The sequence below is a fragment of the Alteribacter keqinensis genome (genome assembly GCF_003710255.1).
Taxonomy (GTDB): domain Bacteria; phylum Bacillota; class Bacilli; order Bacillales; family Salisediminibacteriaceae; genus Alteribacter; species Alteribacter keqinensis.
Window position 1 is genome coordinate 1,659,990 of record NZ_RHIB01000001.1, and the last position, 19,473, is coordinate 1,679,462.

16 protein-coding genes are annotated in these 19,473 nt (G+C 45.8%); 1 reads left to right on the plus strand and 15 read right to left on the minus strand.

Translation table 11 applies throughout. From position 1 onward, the window contains the following. Positions 1-8: 8 nt before the first annotated feature. The 3 genes from EBO34_RS08160 to mecA form a co-directional block, all read right to left on the minus strand. Entirely contained in the window at positions 9-455 is a 447-nt protein-coding gene (locus EBO34_RS08160; protein WP_122897404.1) for a hypothetical protein, read from the minus strand. Positions 456-585: 130 nt separating this feature from the next. Then, the gene (cls, locus tag EBO34_RS08165; protein ID WP_122897405.1) at positions 586-2,097 is read right to left on the minus strand and encodes a cardiolipin synthase; all 1,512 of its coding nucleotides are present in this window, start codon (positions 2,095-2,097) and stop codon (positions 586-588) included. Positions 2,098-2,264: 167 nt separating this feature from the next. Further along, positions 2,265-2,915, minus strand: a complete 651-nt coding sequence (gene mecA, locus EBO34_RS08170; protein WP_122897406.1) for an adaptor protein MecA — start codon at positions 2,913-2,915, stop codon at positions 2,265-2,267. 378 nt (positions 2,916-3,293) lie between these two features. Between mecA and EBO34_RS08175 the strand changes: the two genes are divergently transcribed. After that, positions 3,294-3,971 (plus strand): TerC family protein, encoded by a 678-nt coding sequence (locus tag EBO34_RS08175; RefSeq protein ID WP_236784710.1) that lies wholly within the window; start codon positions 3,294-3,296, stop codon positions 3,969-3,971. Between the two features lie 157 nt (positions 3,972-4,128). Here EBO34_RS08175 and spxA read toward each other — a convergent pair whose 3' ends face one another. From spxA to argC, 12 genes are all read right to left on the minus strand, one after another. Continuing rightward, entirely contained in the window at positions 4,129-4,530 is a 402-nt protein-coding gene (gene spxA / locus EBO34_RS08180; protein WP_122897408.1) for a transcriptional regulator SpxA, read from the minus strand. 397 nt (positions 4,531-4,927) lie between these two features. Next, entirely contained in the window at positions 4,928-5,062 is a 135-nt protein-coding gene (locus EBO34_RS21075; RefSeq protein ID WP_272873282.1) for a hypothetical protein, read from the minus strand. A gap of 30 nt (positions 5,063-5,092) precedes the next feature. Next, a complete protein-coding gene (locus tag EBO34_RS08185; RefSeq protein WP_122897409.1) occupies positions 5,093-5,662 on the minus strand; it encodes a GNAT family N-acetyltransferase in 570 nt (189 codons plus the stop codon). 1,160 nt (positions 5,663-6,822) lie between these two features. After that, entirely contained in the window at positions 6,823-8,199 is a 1,377-nt protein-coding gene (argH, locus tag EBO34_RS08190; RefSeq protein WP_122897410.1) for an argininosuccinate lyase, read from the minus strand. Positions 8,200-8,201: 2 nt separating this feature from the next. Then, entirely contained in the window at positions 8,202-9,428 is a 1,227-nt protein-coding gene (locus tag EBO34_RS08195) for an argininosuccinate synthase (RefSeq protein ID WP_122897411.1), read from the minus strand. A gap of 70 nt (positions 9,429-9,498) precedes the next feature. Next, positions 9,499-10,473 (minus strand): ornithine carbamoyltransferase, encoded by a 975-nt coding sequence (argF, locus tag EBO34_RS08200; protein WP_183163768.1) that lies wholly within the window; start codon positions 10,471-10,473, stop codon positions 9,499-9,501. Next, positions 10,461-13,685, minus strand: coding sequence for a carbamoyl-phosphate synthase (glutamine-hydrolyzing) large subunit (gene carB, locus EBO34_RS08205; protein ID WP_122897412.1), 3,225 nt, complete (start codon positions 13,683-13,685; stop codon positions 10,461-10,463). The genes argF and carB overlap by 13 nt, the downstream gene beginning before the upstream one ends. Beyond that, entirely contained in the window at positions 13,678-14,730 is a 1,053-nt protein-coding gene (locus EBO34_RS08210; RefSeq protein WP_122897413.1) for a carbamoyl phosphate synthase small subunit, read from the minus strand. Before EBO34_RS08210 ends, carB begins: the two co-directional genes overlap by 8 nt. Then, positions 14,727-15,914, minus strand: coding sequence for an acetylornithine transaminase (argD, locus tag EBO34_RS08215; RefSeq protein ID WP_429699421.1), 1,188 nt, complete (start codon positions 15,912-15,914; stop codon positions 14,727-14,729). The genes EBO34_RS08210 and argD overlap by 4 nt, the downstream gene beginning before the upstream one ends. Continuing rightward, the gene (gene argB / locus EBO34_RS08220) at positions 15,904-16,713 is read right to left on the minus strand and encodes an acetylglutamate kinase (RefSeq protein WP_122897415.1); all 810 of its coding nucleotides are present in this window, start codon (positions 16,711-16,713) and stop codon (positions 15,904-15,906) included. Before argB ends, argD begins: the two co-directional genes overlap by 11 nt. Positions 16,714-16,725: 12 nt before the next feature. Then, positions 16,726-17,955: a bifunctional glutamate N-acetyltransferase/amino-acid acetyltransferase ArgJ gene (gene argJ / locus EBO34_RS08225; RefSeq protein WP_122897416.1), complete on the minus strand. Its 1,230-nt coding sequence runs from the start codon at positions 17,953-17,955 to the stop codon at positions 16,726-16,728. 454 nt (positions 17,956-18,409) lie between these two features. Further along, complete coding sequence (gene argC, locus EBO34_RS08230; protein WP_122897417.1) at positions 18,410-19,447, minus strand: N-acetyl-gamma-glutamyl-phosphate reductase; 1,038 nt, start codon at positions 19,445-19,447, stop codon at positions 18,410-18,412. Between the last annotated feature and the right edge of the window lie 26 nt (positions 19,448-19,473).

The window sequence follows — 19,473 nt, forward strand, 5'->3', positions numbered from 1 at the left end:
TCAAGTCACTAAAAACCCACTTTCGTCACTGTAAGTGATGCATTTACGTAAAAAGCATTATCAGTTGCACTTGTACATAATACCCGAATCACATCTCCCTCATTAAGGAAAAAATGATCGACTCTGGATATAGTTGTCCTTATAGAGTCCTCTGGCGAATCTTCCCCAAAAGGGCTTGATCGTACTTGTGAAAGAGTAACAGAACTTCCATTAATACTAATATTAAATGTAAGATCAGTACTTTCTGCGTTATTAAATATTAATGCGACTGTAGAAAAAGTAACTGTATATACACCCTGTGTTTCAATTGTAATCGAATCGTCTGCAGTGTTCAGTACAACCCCCTGTGCGGGACCTTCAACTGTAAAATCAACATTATCATCTGTGTCAACATCAACTTCAAGATTCGGAGTACTGGTCATTGATCCATATACCGGCATCATTAAAATACCCATCACATCATTTCCTTTTTTTATATAAAATGCCAGGGCAGTATAGATGATACTGCAATCACCTAATTCAAAGGATTATTGACACCAAATGAAAAAGAGCACCCCCCAGTATTCAGGAAATGCTCATTATTATTCACAACAACGGTGACATAAGCCTTGATGTTGATTCCACAAGCTTATAGTAGAAGGACCGTTTCACAAACGCCTCCTGACGGATAATTGTGGAATGTTCCATATCATAAACAAAGTCACTTGCTAAATTTTCCACACTTCTCGTACGGTACAAAAAGGCGTTCACTTCGAAATTCAGATGAAAACTGCGCATATCCATATTTGCCGTTCCAATGGATGCAATTTCATTATCGACGATAATAATTTTACTGTGCATAAACCCTCTGTTATACTCGTAAATTTTCACTCCGGCTTCCAAAAGCTCAGGAAAATAGGAACGTGATGCATGAAAGACAATCTTCTTATCCGGTTTGCTCGGTACAAGAATGCGGACATCGATTCCCCCAAGCGCCGCGATCTTAATGGCAGACAGCATATCTTCATCGGGAATGAAGTAGGGGCTGGCGATCCAGATCGACCGCTTTGCCGAAGTAATCATCGTAAAGAACAGCTTTTTGATCACTTCCCAGCGGCTGTCAGGCCCGCTTGCAATCATCTGTACGCCTCCCTCATGCTCGCCATCAGGAAGCGTCGGTGACAGATAGCCTGGTTTTAAAGCCGCTTCACCTGTTGCATAATACCAGTCACGTAAAAAGATCAGCTGAAGACTTCTTACCGCTTCTCCCCTTACAAGAAGATGCGTGTCGCGCCAGTGTCCGAAATAACTGCTTTTACCAAGGTACTCGTCGCCGATATTCAGTCCCCCGATAAAGGCATAGCTTGTATCGACCACAATAATTTTACGATGATTGCGGTAGTTGATTTTGTTTGTAAAAAAAGGCAGACGAACAGGTGAAAAGGCAACCATTTGAACTCCGGCATCCCGAAGTTCGGATACGTATGCCTTTGAAAGCTTCCAGCATCCTACAGCATCAAACAAAAATCGGACCTCCACGCCTTCTTTTGCTTTTGCAATTAAAATATCTTTAATTTCACATCCCAGTTCGTCGTCCCGGACGATGTAATATTCCAGATGAATGTGATCGGTGGCAGACTGGAGTGCTCTTTTAATATGATAAAATGTTTCTTTCCCATCCGTTAATACCCGGGTATCGGTCTGAAACGAGATCGGGTTGTTGGCCAGACGGTGCGCAAGCCGGAACAACTTCTGCTGGTTCTCCAGCATTAAGCCCAGCTGGCTTTCATCAAGAGGGCGGTTTCCTTCAATTTTACTGAACGCCTGTTCATCCATGATGGCTTTCTTTGTAAACGATTTGCGCTTCCGGTGATTCTGGCCGAACATGAGGTAAAAAATAAAGCCGAGAAGCGGAAAGATCCCGAGAACCATGAGCCATGCAAGGGTTTTTGTCGGGTTTCGGTTTTCAAGGAAAATAACGACCGCTATAAAGAAGGCCGTGAGTGAAAAAAAGATGGAGGCCCATCCGAAGAGCCACCCTTCCCATAATTGGCCTGTTATAAGAAGTCCTGCAATTATAATTGCCAGAAAAACGATTATCTGCAGCCGTTTTAACATCGTGTTCTCCCTCTCTCTTTATCTTTTTAGGAGATGCTCTTTATTTATTATAACTCAATGACAGAGTTAATTCCTTTTCTATCCTCTACCCTTGTTTTCATTTGTTTATGTTTATCCCTGTGGTAACAGACAAAAAAAGAAGAAGCCGATCAAAGTCGACTCCTTCATCAGCTGAACTGTTCGCGGATGACCTGAAGAGCATTCTCGGAAACAATTTCTTTCCCGTACTCTTTGATACGGTAGATCGTCGTATCCGATTCGTAGCCGAACTCCAGCATGCGGCTCAGATGATTATCCTGCTCTTCATCAGTATATTTTTCATCAAGTGTTACATACATGTAGTAGCGGTTTTCAAAGTGATGGAGACTCGTTTCAATATCTTCATCGAAGCTCTTGCATAGTGAGATCACGTCTTCAAAATCGGCAAATCCGATCACAAGACTGAGAGTAAGATCTTTCTCACCGTCTTCATCTTCTCCCCTGAAGCGGCTGTCCAGCATATCGGCAATGTTATCATCCACTGCCTGATCGTTTTTATCATCTCCGACAGGAATTTCAAGCTTCACATTACCATCATTCACCTGGCCGCGGGTTACAATCACTTCAAGACCCCGGTCAAGTGCATGCACCTGAACCCAGAGAGGGCCTTCGATTTCGAAGCTTTCCTGATCATTCGCTTCGTTCATCATTTCGAAGAACAGCTCTTCGCCACGTTCGCGATTGTACCAGATTTCATCTTTATCAAAACCGCGCTTTTCAATATCTTTATATGTGATAAAAAATTTAAGTGTCGTATCGTTCACGCGTTCGATATCCATAAATCGTTCACCCTTCCATTTGAGTATTGGTGTCGTCCAATTAATCACTTTATTATTTTTCTTTTACCCAATGAGATGCATCTTCAATCCGAATGGGGGGTAGTTCCTATTCTAAAAGAAGTTCGTATGAAATGAAATAGTCCTGCTCATTTTTGTATTTGAACACCTGCATCCGGTCATCCTGGCGACACAAAAACCGCTGCACTTTTTACTATGTCCGGCCTTCAGGGGAAATCCATGTTCTGAATCCGCCTGGACATGTATACATTATTATGACTGCATGAAAGGACCAGCTGTCTCTACCATCCTTATGTTTCTATACTCCGTTAAAGAATGGGTTTAACTGATTTTATCGTTTATGCGGGGAGGAATCAACCATTGAATTCTGATTTTTTTGTCGCTTTGCTCACCGTCATCGGCATCGACCTGATTTTAGGCGGAGACAACGCCATTGTCGTAGCCATGGCGTGCCGCAAACTCCCTCCAGCTCTAAGAAATAAAGCCATTGTTATCGGTATTGCTTTTGCCATCCTCGCCAGGGGTTTTTTAACCATTATAGCAATTCATTTACTATCTATACCTTATTTAATGGGGATTGGCGGCGTTCTTCTTTTTTGGATCGCCTACAAGCTTCTTACATCTTCTGAGGGTGAACATCATGTCGCTGGTTCCGTAAGTGTATTTGCGGCTATTAAGACGATTGTCATTGCCGACGTGGTGATGGGTTTTGATAATGTTCTTGCTGTTGCCGGCGCGGCCGATGGTGATACCCTCATCGTATTTTTGGGCCTTTTAATCTCTGTCCCGATTTTAATATGGGGAAGCAAAATCATTTTGTTTCTGATGAAAAAGTTCCCCGTTATTCTTTATGCAGGAGCAGCAATTCTTGCTTTTACAGCTTCTGCGATGATTTCCCATGAACCAGTCGTCTATTTCTTCCTGGCCGACTACGGTATCCCGCCCATTGTCCTGTCGCTGTGTTTAATTACAGCTGTGGTACTGGCCGGATTTCTCCGTAACCGGGTTCAGACGATCGTATATTTTAAGAATCAGTGACCGGTGTAGCAGACATAAATCTGATGATGTATGATGCAGCCGGAATGTCCTTCGCTTTCCGCAGAGGTGTCTCCTTTTTTAAAACAACAAAGACCTTTAGAACAATCACCTTATAGAAAAAAGGCCTCTGCTGACAAGAACAGAAGGCCTCGGTTACTTATTCGTTTACGAGCTTCTTCGTTGCTTCCTGCAATTGAAAGGTTCGTACTTTCCGTGGCAGGAATCTGCGAATTTCAGCTTCATTGTAGCCAACCTGGATCCGTTTCTCATCCATTATAATCGGTCTTCTCAAAAGCCCCGGATGATCGCTGATCAGCTGAAATAAATCCTGGAGCGGCATATCGTCGATATCAACTTCCAGTTCCTGAAAGACTTTGGATCGTGTAGAAATAATTTCATCAGTGCCGTCTTCTGTCATACGGACAACCTCTTTTACCTCTTCAACAGATAATGGCTCGGAAAAGATGTTACGTTCCACAAATGCGATATCGTGCTCCTGAAGCCATGCTTTTGCTTTTCGGCAGGATGTGCAACTAGGCGATGTGAACAACGTTACCATGTAAACCGATTCTCCCTTCCAGTTATGATTCATGTATGAAAATGATGTATTCTGCTTTAAGTTAGTGAATGCTACAACACTTATTATACAATAATAATTTTAATTTGACTAGGGCATTATTCAAAAACTTGTACGGACGTTATACAAGGTGTATAACTTCACGAGTGCAGATATATCAGGTATATACCACGAACCTTAGAATGATAAACATTTATTTGTAGAAATCACGAAACTTTTTATGTAATCGCAACGGGTTTACGGAAGAAGAATGAATATTATTTCACTTTCGTTATCATTTACCTGCCTGTCATTCTCATTCCGGATTACCTGTTCTCAGTTTACCACTTGGAAAAACTGCCTTACATAGGGCAAGGCAGTTTTTCACTATTTTATAGATTTATGCAATTGTTTTAGACTGTGCTGACGGCTGACGTCTTGGGATGCGGTTCACATCGTTCCACTTACGTTTAAGCAGATCCTGCCAGAGCTGCTTTTTTCGCTTACGGCGCTGCTTCTCTTTTCCTTTCATCATTCCACACTCCTTTGCTTCATGCTGAACGGTTTAAACGGGCGGCTGGGCTTTATCATCTTCCTCTTCGAAACTGAACACTTTGTCCGTTTCGTCGTAGGATTCACCGTAAATTTGTTCATCTTTATACGTATGAATCGTTTCATACGTATGTCTCATCTTATTATAGATGCTTTCCTCTGACTCGTTCGACGGTGACCAGAATAAAATCTCCATTTCGTTAATTTTACCTGTATCAAGAGAGCGTCTGCGGTAACCGATGGATTTAGCATGTTCAAACCCTTCTCTTTTGTAAAAGCGCTGTCGTTTTTCCGTATCGGAATCATCATAATCGACCGGCTCTACTTCCAGAATAATGGGTTTGTTTTTTACTTTGAGGCCATTAAGCAGCTTTTTTCCGATTCCTTTTCCTCTCGCTGCTTTTGAAACGAACAAATAGTCAATGAAAATGAAATCGTCCATCTCTGCATACATCATAACGTGGTACTCACTTTCATCTTTTTTGTACACGTCTTTTTTCTCTTTCAAGAGTAAATCCATATGCTCTTTCGACTTCATTTCCTCAACAGGAAAATACTGATTCAGCTTTTCATACCAGTTCATTGTCCGTTACCTCCATAAGTTTCTTTCAAACAATCGTACTAGGTGTGTGCAAGGTCTTCCTTACTCTATTATAAGGGAAAACGGCTGAGAGATAAAACGCTAACATCCATTTCATTGCGATAATTAACAGCATCTTGACATCTGCCGGCCGAACACCGGTGCCGTTATTAAAAAAACGCCTGCATCCTTTAAATTCCTTTAAATCACAACGTTTATTCATGAAATTTATGGAAGGTACTATCTTTTTAGCATTCTTTGCTTCTTCTCGAGTTTAATTAAAAGTAAGAAGTTGATTTGCGCTCATTGCGCTCCGTTTCCGCGGGCGGTTTGGGAGCCTCCTCGCGCTTCGCACTGCGGGGTCTCCCCTGAACTCGCTTTTCCCGCAGGAGTGTCGCGCATTAGCTCCAATCAACACCTGTTTTTAATAACAATAATCTTTAACACATTATAAAAGCAAAGCCCATTTTTGCTGCAACAAACACTAAGAACATAAATAATAAAAACATTTGAAATTTAAGGTATGAAAATAGGAATGATTTTTTTCGGGAAGGTTATTTTAAATCTCTGTTTCTCGAAGCATTGTACGGAGTAGAACGGAATACGCGAGACTCCTGCGGAAGTTCGAGGCAGACGAAACCCCACAGGGGCAAAGCACTGAGGAGGCTCTGCGCGAGTCCGCGGAAAGGGAGTGTATTCTGTTCAACGAATCTGAATTTCAATCAGGGTTATAACACCCTTCCTAATTCTTTTAAAATAGCGTTTATTTTTTACGCTGTTTCCGGAAATAATTTGTATTTATACAAGAAGTGATGAAGCCGTAGTTCCTGAGACTCCTGTGGCAGTGACGAGCATTAACATCGTGAGTCCTCTGCGAGTTGCTTCGACGCATAACACTTCGAAGCGTAACTTGTAGAGGAAGAAGCAGGGTTCTTCCTCTCTGCCGGCACCGCCACGGAAAACGAAGGGCGCGTAGGCTTCAACCAGATTCCCCGCATTGAAGAGAATGATTTAAATAGCAACAATCTATACGAAAAACAGCCATTTTTATTACTTTAAACCTGACAGAAGCCGGGGTTCTTTCCTTTTGCCATAATCTCACGACTCTCTTGTAAGCTTCCTCCAAAACAAAGAGCAGAACCACAACCGGTTCTGCCCACTGGCTACACTTTAAGTTTTTCTTTTGCGAGGCTCAGCTGCTTTACTACCTGCTTTGGTGCAGTGCCTCCCTCGCTGTTCCTTGCTGCCACCACATTTTCGGGGGCGAGTACCCCAAAGATATCCTCTTCAAACAGTTCACTGAAGGACTTATACTCATCAAGTTCAAGCTGAAGAAGGTATTTCTTTTTCCCGATCGCATACAGGACAACCCGTCCGATCACACTGTGAGCTTCACGGAACGGCATACCTTTGTTGACCAGATAGTCGGCAATGTCCGTGGCATTGGAGTAATCCTCATTCACTGCTGCACGCATGGCATCACTCTTTACGGTCATCGTCTCGATCATCGGAGCGAGCATATTAAGAGAGCCCATAACCGTCTCAACCGTGTCAAACATGCCTTCCTTGTCTTCCTGCATGTCTTTGTTGTAGGCAAGCGGAAGTCCCTTGAGTACGGTAAGCAGACTCATAAGATTCCCGTACACACGGCCGGTTTTTGCACGGAGAAGCTCAGGTACGTCCGGGTTTTTCTTCTGGGGCATAATACTCGATCCTGTACAGAACGAGTCATCAAGCTCAACAAAGCTGAATTCCTCACTGCTCCAGATGACAAGCTCCTCACTCAGACGGGAAATGTGCATCATCATCACAGACGCGGCTGACAAATATTCAAGAATGAAATCACGGTCGCTTACCGCATCCATACTGTTTGGATACACATCCTGAAAGCCGAGAATCTCAGCTACACGCTCACGGTCAATCGGAAATGTTGTTCCGGCCATGGCTCCTGCACCAAGAGGCAGGAGGTCCACGCGTTCCAGACTGTCAATGAAGCGCTGTTTGTCGCGCTCAAGCATCCAGAAGTAGGCGAGAATATGGTGGGCAAAAGAAACAGGCTGTGCTCTCTGGAGGTGGGTGTACCCGGGAATCATCGTATCAATATGAGCTTCAGCCTGCTCCACGATGGCTCCCTGGACACTTTCAATAAGAGCGATGGTTTCTTTGGTGTGCTTCTTTAAGTAAAGGTGCATATCTGTTGCCACCTGGTCATTCCGGCTTCTTCCTGTGTGGAGCTTTCCGCCGAGAGGACCGATTTCTTCGATTAGAAACTTCTCGATATTCATATGAATGTCTTCATCGGCTACCGAATATTCCAGTTCCCCGGCAAGAAGTTTTTTCTTCACACTTTTCAGACCCGCCGTAATCTTTTCACCGTCATCCTCAGAGATGATCCCCTGTTCAGAGAGCATCTTCACATGGGCAAGGCTGCCTTCGATGTCTTCTTCTGCAAGCTTCTGGTCAAACCCGATCGAAGCGGTCAGTTCTTCAACTAGTTTATTCGTTTCTTTAGTAAAGCGGCCTCCCCATAATTTTGACACGGTTATACCTCCTCTTTCACCTGCGTTGGCATTTCTTTCTTATGCACATCTGCGTATACTTTCGTTGATAAACCGAACAGCTTGATAAAGCCTTCTGCTGCTTTATGATCGAACGCGTCGCCTTTTGAATACGTAGCGAGATCCGCGTTGTAAAGGCTGTTCGCAGATTTTCTTGCAACCACCTGATAGTTTCCTTTGAACAACTTCACTTTGATTGTTCCGGAAACAACGTCCTGAGTCTGGTCAATGAACGCTTCCAGCGCGTTTTTCAATGGTGAGAACCACAGACCTTCATAGATCAGTTCTGTCATTTTGTTATCCACTTGTGTTTTAAACTGCGTCACTTCACGAGGAAGGGTTAACAGCTCCAACTCTTTGTGGGCATGAATCAGAATAAGAGCAGCGGCATTTTCGTATACTTCACGGCTCTTTATCCCAACCAGACGGTTTTCTACATGATCAATTCTTCCGACACCGTGTGTCCCTCCGATTTCGTTCAGCTTCTCGATGATCTGGACAAAGTCCATTGATTCTCCGTTGAGCGCCACGGGGAGCCCTTTTTCAAATTCAATGTCAACGTACTCCTCTTTGTCCGGTGTCATCGTAATCGGCGCTGTCCATTCAAATGCGTCTTCAGGTGCTTCTGCCCATGTATCTTCAAGAACACCTGCTTCACATGCGCGGCCCCAGATGTTTGCATCAATGGAATACGGCTTATCAACATTTACCGGTACATCAATGCCTTTTTCCTTCGCATATTCGATTTCTTCATCACGGTTCATTCCCCATTCACGAACAGGAGCAATAACCTGAAGATCCGGGTTCAATGCCTGGATGGAAACATCAAAACGTACCTGGTCGTTTCCTTTTCCTGTGCATCCGTGAGCCACGGCTACGGCACCTTCCTGCTCGGCAACTTCAACGAGAAGCTTGGCGATTAACGGTCGTGAAAGAGCCGAACTCAGCGGGTACTTCCCTTCATATAAACAGTTGGACTTCAACGCAGGCGCCAGATACCCTTTTGCCAGAAGTTCCTTTCCTTCAATCATGATGGCTTTTACAGCTCCTGTATCAAGCGCTTTTTGTCGGATCGCTTCAAGATCCTTCCCTTCACCTACATCAATCCCAAGGGCGATAACATCATAATCGTATTTTTCCTCAATCCACTTGATGGACACGCTTGTATCTAAACCTCCGGAATAAGCAAGAACCACTTTACCTTTACTCATCACTATCTCTCCTTTATATATGAATGATTATTTACTCTCAAGAATTTTTATACATTCATAGTATAAAAAATTAGTTGCTCATCGTCAACCGTAATAATGCTTTTTGTGCATGTAATCTGTTTTCGGCTTCGTCAAATACAACCGAGTGTCTGCCGTCAATGACTGATGCTGTAACCTCTTCGCCGCGATGTGCCGGGAGACAGTGAAGAAAAATAAAATTTTTATCCGCATGACTGCATAAAGCTTCATTTACCTGATACGGAGCAAATACATTTAGACGTTCTGCCCGTTCGTCTTCATCCCCCATGCTCGCCCACACATCTGTGACAACCACATCGGCGTTCGTGACTGCCTCTATCGGATCCTCCGTTACAGTAATGGCTGAGTGGTTCTTTGAAGCTATTTTAAGGGCTTTTTTTACAATAGACTCATTCGGCTGATACCCTTTAGGACTTGCAATTGAAATATTCATTCCGGAAAGGGCGGCACCTTCAATCAGGGAGTGAGTCATATTGTTGTCACCATCACCGACAAAACACACCTTCAGCCCTTTGAGCCGGCCTTTATACTCGATGATCGTCTGCAGGTCTGCCAGCACCTGGGCAGGGTGATGATCATCTGTCAGACCGTTTATTACAGGAACCGTCGCATGAGTCGCAAGCTCCTCCACTTTGTTATGGGCAAAGGTTCTAATCATGATGCCGTCAACATAGCGGGAAAGAACTTTGGCTGTATCAGAGATCGACTCCCCGCGGCCGAGCTGAAGGTCCTTTGAACTGAGAAAGATGCCGTGTCCCCCAAGCTGCTGCATCCCGACTTCAAAGCTGAGCCGCGTTCTTGTGGACGATTTTTCGAAAATCATCCCTAGGGTTTTTCCTTTCAGGTATTCGTGGGGGATGCCTTGTTTCTGCTTTTGCTTTAATTCTGCCGCTTCTTTAAGAAGAAGGACGAGCTGCTCCTCAGACAAGTCTGCCAAAGTGAGAAAATCCTTCCCCTTCATTGTCTTCTCAAGTCCTTGCTGTATATTGTTTGTTACCAGTTGCATCGTTTCACCTCATTCATGAATTTTTTCTTACCTGTAAGCTCCAGAAGGCTCACTGGCTGCCCGTTTGTATACGGTGCACTGTTTACATCTAGCCACGCTTTCAACGACTCAGCTGCTGTAAAGCAAGGGACGTCAAAGGTAACGGCCAGTTCTCTTATTAAAAATCCTGTACGGTCTTTTGTCCGCCCCATCGTCGGTATATTAAATACCAGGTCAGGCTGTGCACTCTTCCACCAGTCGGAGAGTTCTTCCCCTTCAACACAGGTGGAGACGATCCCTGACTCATTCAAATAATCTCCAGTCCCCTTTGTAGCTGCAATCTCATAGCCCAGATCTGAACATGCCTGGATAAAAAAGAGGGCTTCCTGCTTCGCGCCTTCCGCGATTGAACAGAACAACAGAGGATGATTCTTTACCGGCGGCGCTGCTATGACCTTTTTATACGCCTCTTCCAGTGTAAAACCAAAGCCAAGGGTCTCACCGGTTGATTTCATTTCCGGCCCGAGTACATGATCAACACCAGGAAGTTTGGATGCTGAAAATACCGGGGCTTTTACTGTGAAGTAGTCAGGTTCTGCTAAAAGTCCCTTCATCTCTTCCGGCACCTTCTCCCCGAGCTGGATCCTTGTCGCCCATTCCACCATAGGCACCCCGGTTACTTTACTCATGATCGGCACTGTCCGTGACGCTCTCGGGTTTACTTCCAGAACGTAAACTTGATTGTCGTGAAGGACAAATTGAATGTTCATCATGCCTGATACAGGAAGGTTAACAGCCAGTGTTTCTGCGTATTCGAGCATCGTTTCCTTTGCTTGTTCACTTATGGTTACCGGTGGGAAAAGAGCGGTACTGTCTCCTGAATGAACACCTGCTTTTTCCACGTGTTCGAATATTCCAGGGATCATCACAGACTCTCCGTCACTGATCACATCCATCTCGCACTCCATGCCCGGCATAAACCGGTCAACCAAAAGCGGCCAGCCCCGCTGATTTCCCGATCCCATAAAAAGCTTCACGTTTTTAACAAGCTCGGTGCGGTTTTCACAAACAAACATGGACTGTCCGCCAATTACATAGGATGGGCGGATCATAACAGGGAAACCAAGTTCCCTTACTGCCGCATCGAGTTCATCAAATCCGCTGACGGTTTTTCCCGGGATATGGGGAATTCCGTGTTTGTTAAGAAGGCCGTAGAATTTTTCCCGGTCTTCAACTCGGTCAATGGCTTCCAGAGGGGTTCCAAATACAGTTACACCTTCTTCTGCCAGGGCTTCCGCCACATTTATTGCCGTCTGTCCGCCAAATTGAACGAGAACACCTTTGACCTGTTCTTTTTTTGCCACAGCTAAAATATCTTCTGCCGCAAGGGGTTCAAAATAAAGCCGGTCCGCCACGGCGTAATCGGTGCTCACCGTTTCAGGGTTATTGTTCATCACAACTGCCTCAAAGCCCAGCTTCTGGACTGCTTTTGCTGCATGAACAGAGCAGTAGTCAAACTCCACCCCCTGGCCGATCCGGATTGGACCTGAACCGATAACCAGGATTTTTTCAGCCGGTGTGACAGGCACTTCGTCTTCCCCCTGATATGTTGCGTAATAATAAGGAGTCACCGCATCAAATTCCGCCGCACATGTATCCACGAGCTTGTAGCCTCTCGTAAGACCCTGCTTCTTCTGTTTCTGACGCACGTCCCGTTCGGTTACATCAAACAGGGAAGCGATCCACTCATCTCCAATATTCATGTTTTTCGCCCGGTGAATGTGTTCATCCAGTACCGTTTCCCATGAGGACACCGTGAGTGTTTTTTCCATGTCCAGAATGTTGGCGATCTTCTTTAGGAACCAAGGGTGAATCTGTGTATGACGATGGATATCTTCCACAGTTAAGCCTCGCTTGAATGCCTCTCCGATGGCAAACAAACGAAGGTCCGTTGGTACTTCCAGTGTGTGTGTGACCTCTTCATCTGTCATCTGCTTCACAAGAGGGTGATCGAGGCTGTAAATGTTCATTTCCAAAGACCGTATTGCTTTATTTAAGGCGCCCTCAAATGAGCGGTCAATCGCCATTACTTCCCCTGTTGCTTTCATCTGCGTACCGAGAGTACGGTCTGCTTCGGGAAATTTATCAAATGGAAAACGGGGCAGCTTTACAACAATATAGTCAAGGGCAGGTTCAAAAGAAGCAAACGTTGTTGCCGTAATCGGATTTTTAATTTCATCCAGATCATACCCGAGTGCTACTTTCGCCGCGATTCTTGCAATTGGGTATCCCGTCGCTTTCGATGCAAGTGCCGAAGAACGGCTTACTCTCGGATTCACTTCAATAATGCAGTATTCATTCGTCTCGGGATGAAGGGCGAACTGAATGTTGCATCCTCCCACAACGTCCAGTGCACGGATCACTTTTAATGAAGCGTCACGAAGGAGCTGATACTGCACATCTGAAAGCGTCTGTGACGGCGCCACAACGATGGAATCTCCAGTATGAACCCCTACCGGATCCATATTTTCCATGTTGCACACGATCGTACACGTGTCATTCGTATCCCTCATCACTTCATATTCGACTTCTTTCCAGCCTTTGATGCTTTTTTCCACCAGCACCTGATTGATTGGACTTAGCGTCAGCCCCCGCTTAAGGACCTTTTCGTATTCCTCATCACTCGAGGCAAACCCTCCTCCTGCACCTCCCAGGGTATAGGCTGGACGGATAATAACCGGATAGCCTGATTCCTTCACGAACTGCCGTCCTTCTTCCAGAGACGCGACAATGGAAGATTCAGGAATGGGCTCACCAATGTCCATCATCAACTGCCGGAACTTCTCCCGGTCCTCACCTTTCTGAATGGCTTCTACACTTGTTCCGAGAAGGGTAACTCCGTATTTTGCGAGAATACCCTTTTCATAGAGTTCAACGGTAAGGTTCAGTCCGGTCTGACCACCCAGTGTGCCGATGAGTCCGTCCGGCTTCTCTTTTTGAATAACAGCTTCCACACTTCCGGCGGTGAGCGGTTCCATGTAGAGTTTGTCAGCAACCGTCTCATCCGTCATGATTGTAGCGGGGTTGTTATTCACGAGAATCACTTCAACCCCTTCTTCTTTTAAAGATAAACAGGCCTGCGTTCCTGCATAGTCAAATTCGGCAGCCTGACCGATAACAATCGGACCAGACCCGATTACAAGCACTTTGTTTATCCCCTGAACCTTAGGCATACAATTTCCCTCCTGCTGCAACTGTCTGCTTTATAAAGTCATCAAAAAGGTAATCCGTATCACTTGGTCCCGGATGGGCCTCAGGATGAAACTGGACACTTTGTACTGGAAGAGTGTTGTGACGAATCCCTTCCACTGTCCCGTCGTTCACATTTTTGTACGTCACGTGAAAGTCTGACGGCAGGTAATCGTTCTTTACAACGTAGCCATGGTTCTGAGAAGTCATCCTCACTTTTCCGGAAACCATCTCCTTGACCGGATGGTTACTCCCCCGGTGACCGTTCAGCTGTTTTTCTGTGCTCCCGCCATAGGCAAGGGCGATCAGCTGGTGTCCAAAACAGATCCCAAAAGCCGGCCAGCTTTCGGATATTTTCTTAATTTGAGTGAAATACGGTTCCAGCGCTTTTGGGTCGCCGGGGCCGTTACTGAAAACAACAGCATCAGGGCAAAGCTCCTTCATTTCATTTAAAGTGGTTGTAAATGGAACAACTGTTACTTTACATCCCCTTTTAAGCAGGGAATCGAGAATTGATTTTTTGTAACCGTAATCCATCATCACCACATGAGGATTTCCTTCTCCGTATGTTTTTGCCGAGGTTACAGAGACCTGATGGACGAGACTTAGGGAATTTTCCGTCTTCCATGGATGCGATAAAGAAGCAGTATCGGATATGATGCCTGTGACCGTATTGTGCTGTCGGATCGTTTTGACAAGAGCCCGGGTATCAATCCCGCTCAACCCCGGGATTTCCCACTTCATTAACAACGTTGAAAAAGAACCTTCGGGATCCCACATTTCACCGGTAACAATTCCAGCCACGGCTGGCCTCGTGCTTTCATTTGCCGTTTCAAGCAGGCCGTAATTTCCCACCATCGGATAGCAGAATGTAAGAACCTGTCCTGCATAGGAAGGGTCTGTGAGCGTCTCCTGATAACCGGTCATGCTTGTGGTGAATACGACTTCCCCTGCCTGTTTGCCCGTGGCACCAAGCAGTTCACCTTCAAACACATCTCCTGTACTTAAGTGTAGATAACCTTTTGTCACAGCTTCACCCCTCCTTTCTCCTCAATGGCTGTGAGTATGTTTTCCAGCACACCAGCCACTTCGTCGATTTCCTCTTTCTTCGTTGTTAATGGTGGCAGGAGCCGTACAACATTCGCTCCTGCTGTCAGAATAAGCACGCCCTTCTCGAGAGCTTTTATGACAATTTCTTTTGCCGGGCATGAGACTTCCATTCCCGCCAAAAGACCTTTCCCTCTTACAGATTGGACGAGAGAGAATTGACTCTCCAGTCTTTTAAGCTGTGAAAATAAGTAATCGGACTGCACCTCTGCGTTTTTAATGACGTTGTTATCCAAGATTTCCTTCAGTGTAGCGAGCCCTGCTGTTGAAGCGAGGGGATTCCCTCCGAATGTAGTACCATGTGATCCCGGCGTAAAAGAAGCCGCGGCATCTTTCCCTGCAATAACCGCTCCAATAGGAAAGCCCGACCCAAGTCCCTTTGCAAGAGTCATGACGTCCGGGGTAATGCCGTAATGCTCATAGGCAAACAGTTTTCCTGTACGCCCCACGCCTGTCTGAACTTCATCTAGAATCAGAAGGATATCATTTTGTTTACAAATTCCTTCAAGCTGCCGGACCCACTCGGTATCTGCGGGTACAATGCCTCCTTCACCCTGAACCAGCTCCAGAAGAACGGCACACGGGCGTTTTGCTGCAATAGCATCGAGGGCAGCAGTGTCGTTAAACTCCAAATGTTGAAAGCCCTCTGGTAAAGGATCAAATCCTGCTTTCACATGACTTTGTCCGGTTGCCGTAAGAGTGGCAAGCGTTCTTCCGTGAAAAGACTGCGCGAACGTGACGACATCATGTGTATTTTTCTGTCCTTTGTCTGCTGCATATTTCCTTGCCAGTTTAATTGCCGCTTCATTGGCTTCAGCCCCGCTGTTGCAAAAGAATACCTGATCACCGAAAGAATGACGGGTGAGCGCTTCTGCAAGTTGTTTCTGAGCAGGAATGTGGTATAAATTCGAACAGTGCCACAGGCTTTCAAGCTGGTTTTCTACTGCTTCTTTCACCGCGTCAGGCACATGTCCCAAATTGCACACAGCAATTCCTGACGTGTAATCAAGATATTTTTTTCCGTCTGCATCCCAGACAGAGGATCCTTTTCCTTTCACAATCTCTATCGGGAAGCGCTGATAGTTCTGCATGATGTTATCCAACACGGTATCCCTCTTTATCTGCTGTAATTTTTGTTCCAATCTCTTTTCCTTGTAAAAAATCCGGGAGGCTTGATGCATTCATACCGTTTACAATTCCTACACGGGTTACTCCCGAGGACAGTCCGTCAAGTGCGGACCGGACTTTGGGAATCATACCTCCTGTAATCCATTTATCTTGAATAAACGATTCCGCTTCTGTTTGTGTCATTTTATGAACCGTTTTTTTCTGACCGTTTTCTTCTATATAAATACCGGCAATATCACTGATAAAACAAAGCTCTGCATTCAGTGCACCAGCCACGGCAGCTGCAGCCACATCACCGTTGATGTTGTAGGTTGTACCCTCTCCGTCGCCGCCAACAGGGGAAATAACAGGAACCATTCCCTCTGAGGCAATAAGATCAATGAGGGCTGTTTTGACTTTGGTTACCTTCCCTACAAGACCGAGAGCACTCTCTTTGTACATCGGTTCTGTTGTAAAAAGACAACCGTCAACTCCGCTGAAGCCGAACGCATTGGCTCCGGCTTTTTGGAGAGAGGAGACGAGTTTTTTATTTACAGATCCGCTGAGTACCATTTCCACTACTTCCAGTACTCCCTCAGAGGTAACCCTCATTCCGTCGGTAAATGTTGTCGGGACACCCTGCTTTTCAAGCAGCTCTGAAATGAGGGGGCCGCCGCCGTGAACAATTACAGGCTGCCACTCTTCAGTATGCTGAAGGTCTGCGATGGTTTCATAAAATCCCGCAGGGAGCCGGTCAAGGACACTGCCTCCACACTTTATAACAACGTACTTTTTCATCAGAGTACCTCCTTACGTCCGGTATGACGCATTTATTTTGACATAGTCGTAAGTAAGGTCGCATCCCCAGGCTTTCGCTTCTCCCTCTCCCTGACCGAGGTGAGCGTGAATGCTGATTGTATCGTTATTCAGATATTCCTTTGCCGCACCTTCATCAAATGGAAGAGGAAGCCCCTGGGCAACGACCGGAACAGGTCCGAGAAAGACATCCACTTTTTCAGGTATAACAGGTTCGTTACTGTATCCGATGGCACAAACGATGCGCCCCCAGTTCGGATCACTCCCAAAGACAGCAGTTTTTACAAGATTGGAAGAAATAATCGCCTTCCCGATCCTTTTCGCTCCCGCATCTGACTCTGCACCTGTCACCGATACTTCAATGAGCTTTGTAGCCCCTTCGCCGTCTTTTGCAATGGATTTGGCAAGACTCTCACACAGGGTTTGAAGTGCTTCACAAAACTCCGCCCACTGTGGATGCCCTTCGTGAAGGGTATGATTACCGGCGTGGCCGTTCGCCATGAGGAGGACCATATCGTTCGTGCTCGAGTCTCCGTCAACGGTAATCATGTTAAATGTACGGTCAATCGCTTCTTTCAAGGCGTTTTGGAGGCTCTCCCAGGCTACTTCTGCGTCTGTAGTCAGAAAAGCGAGCATCGTTGCCATATTCGGATCGATCATCCCCGACCCTTTTGCCGCGCCGCCAATGGTGACGGTTTTCCCGTCGATAACAAGCTCAACGGAGGCGGTTTTTTCACATGTATCTGTTGTGAGAATGGCTTTTTCAAACCGGTTTGTTCCCTCGTTTTCTTCATCATAAAACGCTGTAAGGCCCTGGCTGATTTTCTCAACCGGCAGAGGAACTCCGATCACACCTGTGGAGGCAACTGCTGCATGTTCCGGGGCAATCCCGGCGGTTTGGGCAAATTGGGAACGCATCTCATAGGCGTCTTGTAACCCTTTTTCTCCCGTACACGCATTGGCTACACCGGAGTTTACGAGTACTCCTTGAATCTTGTGAGCTGTGAAGATACTTTCTTTAGTTACTTTTAAAGGCGGTGCCTGAAACTGGTTGGTCGTGTAAACAGCCGCAGCAGTTGCAGGCGTGTCAGAAATCAGCCAGCCCAGGTCAAGCTTTTTTCTCCGGATGCCGCAGTGAACGCCGCCTGCCCGGTAACCTGCGGGAGTGGTTACGCCTCCGGCTGAATTAATTTTGCAGATCGGTTTACTTGTGATTGTTTTCATTTTTGCACCACCTTTTTAATTTTTACTATTGTATAAGTCATTGATGGAAGATGTTTATGCTGCATCCACCCCTTATCTTGTTGAGGTGGTACCCGTGAGCCTCATGCTACGAAAGGCACCGGAATAGTCCATTAGTTTGGAAAAGTAAGGTGTTGACTTCCTCTCATCGCGCTCCTTTTCTGTTTGCGGTTCGAGCCTCAGCGCTTTGCGCTTCCGAGGTCTCCCCGGAACTCGCTCTCACCGCAGGAGTGTCGAGCATTCGCTTCAATAAACACTTTTTTTATAACGGCATTGACCTTTAGCACATCAGAGAATTTAACTCACTTTATTTTGCAATCAAAGCTCTAAAGTGGTGACGTTATTATCAGACTTTGATTTTTTCAGTGGATTCCTCCGCATTGCGGGGTCTTATCAAGGCCTGAAAACTGCAGGAGCCTCGTTCGCTCCTTTTTGTTTAAGGATAGACCGGCACTTGCCCAAGACCGGCTGTTTCTTCCCATCCGTTCATTACGTTGACATTTTGGATGGCCTGGCCGGCAGCACCTTTTCCAAGGTTGTCGATAGCGGATACGATGGTCAGCCTGCCTGTGCGTTTATCGGAATAAAAGCCGATGTCACAGAAGTTACTTCCGTAAACTTCTTTCGTTGCCGGAATCTTGCCTTCAGGTCTGATGCGGACGAAAGGATCGTTTTTATAAAAGTCTTCGTAATAGCTGATTACGTCTTTAGTAGTCTGGTATTCTTTCATTTCCACGCTGATCGTACAAAGGAGTCCCCGCGTCATAGGAACAAGATGCGGTGTGAAGGTGACTGTGACCTCCTCCTCACTTACCGTGTTCAAAAACTGCTCAATTTCCGGAATGTGCTGATGGGTGCCCGGTTTGTACGCCTTGAGGCTTTCATTTGTTTCGGAAAAGTGGGTGTTCAGCGACATTCCTCTTCCAGCTCCCGAAACGCCAGACTTCCCGTCGATTACGATTCCGCCTTCCTTAGCCCAGTTCGTTTTAAACAGAGGCATTAAGGCAAGAAGCGTCGCTGTCGGGTAGCATCCCGGGTTTGAAATGAGGGACGTTTCTTTAATCTCTTTCCGGTAGATCTCTGTGAGACCGTAGGTGGCTTTCTTTTGTACACTTTTTTCAGGTGGTGATTTTTTATACCACGTTTCATAAAGCCCATCCCCGGTAAGTCTGAAATCACCTGAGAGATCCACGCATGTGATTCCTTTATCGAGACACCCGGACACAAGATCCTTACTTACACCCGCTGGCGTTGCAAAGAAAACAAGGTCTGTTTCCTCACCAAGAGTATGTATATCGTATTCATCCATTGTATGAGAATAAATATCTTGCAGATGTGGATAGGCCTCTTGTATCAGTGTCCCGGACTGAGATTTGGATATTACAGAATTCAACTGTATTGACGGGTGTTGTTTCAGTAATCGGATTAATTCGACGGCACCGTACCCCGTTCCGCCCACAATCGCTGCATTCATTTTGATCGTGCTCCCTTCAACTCGAA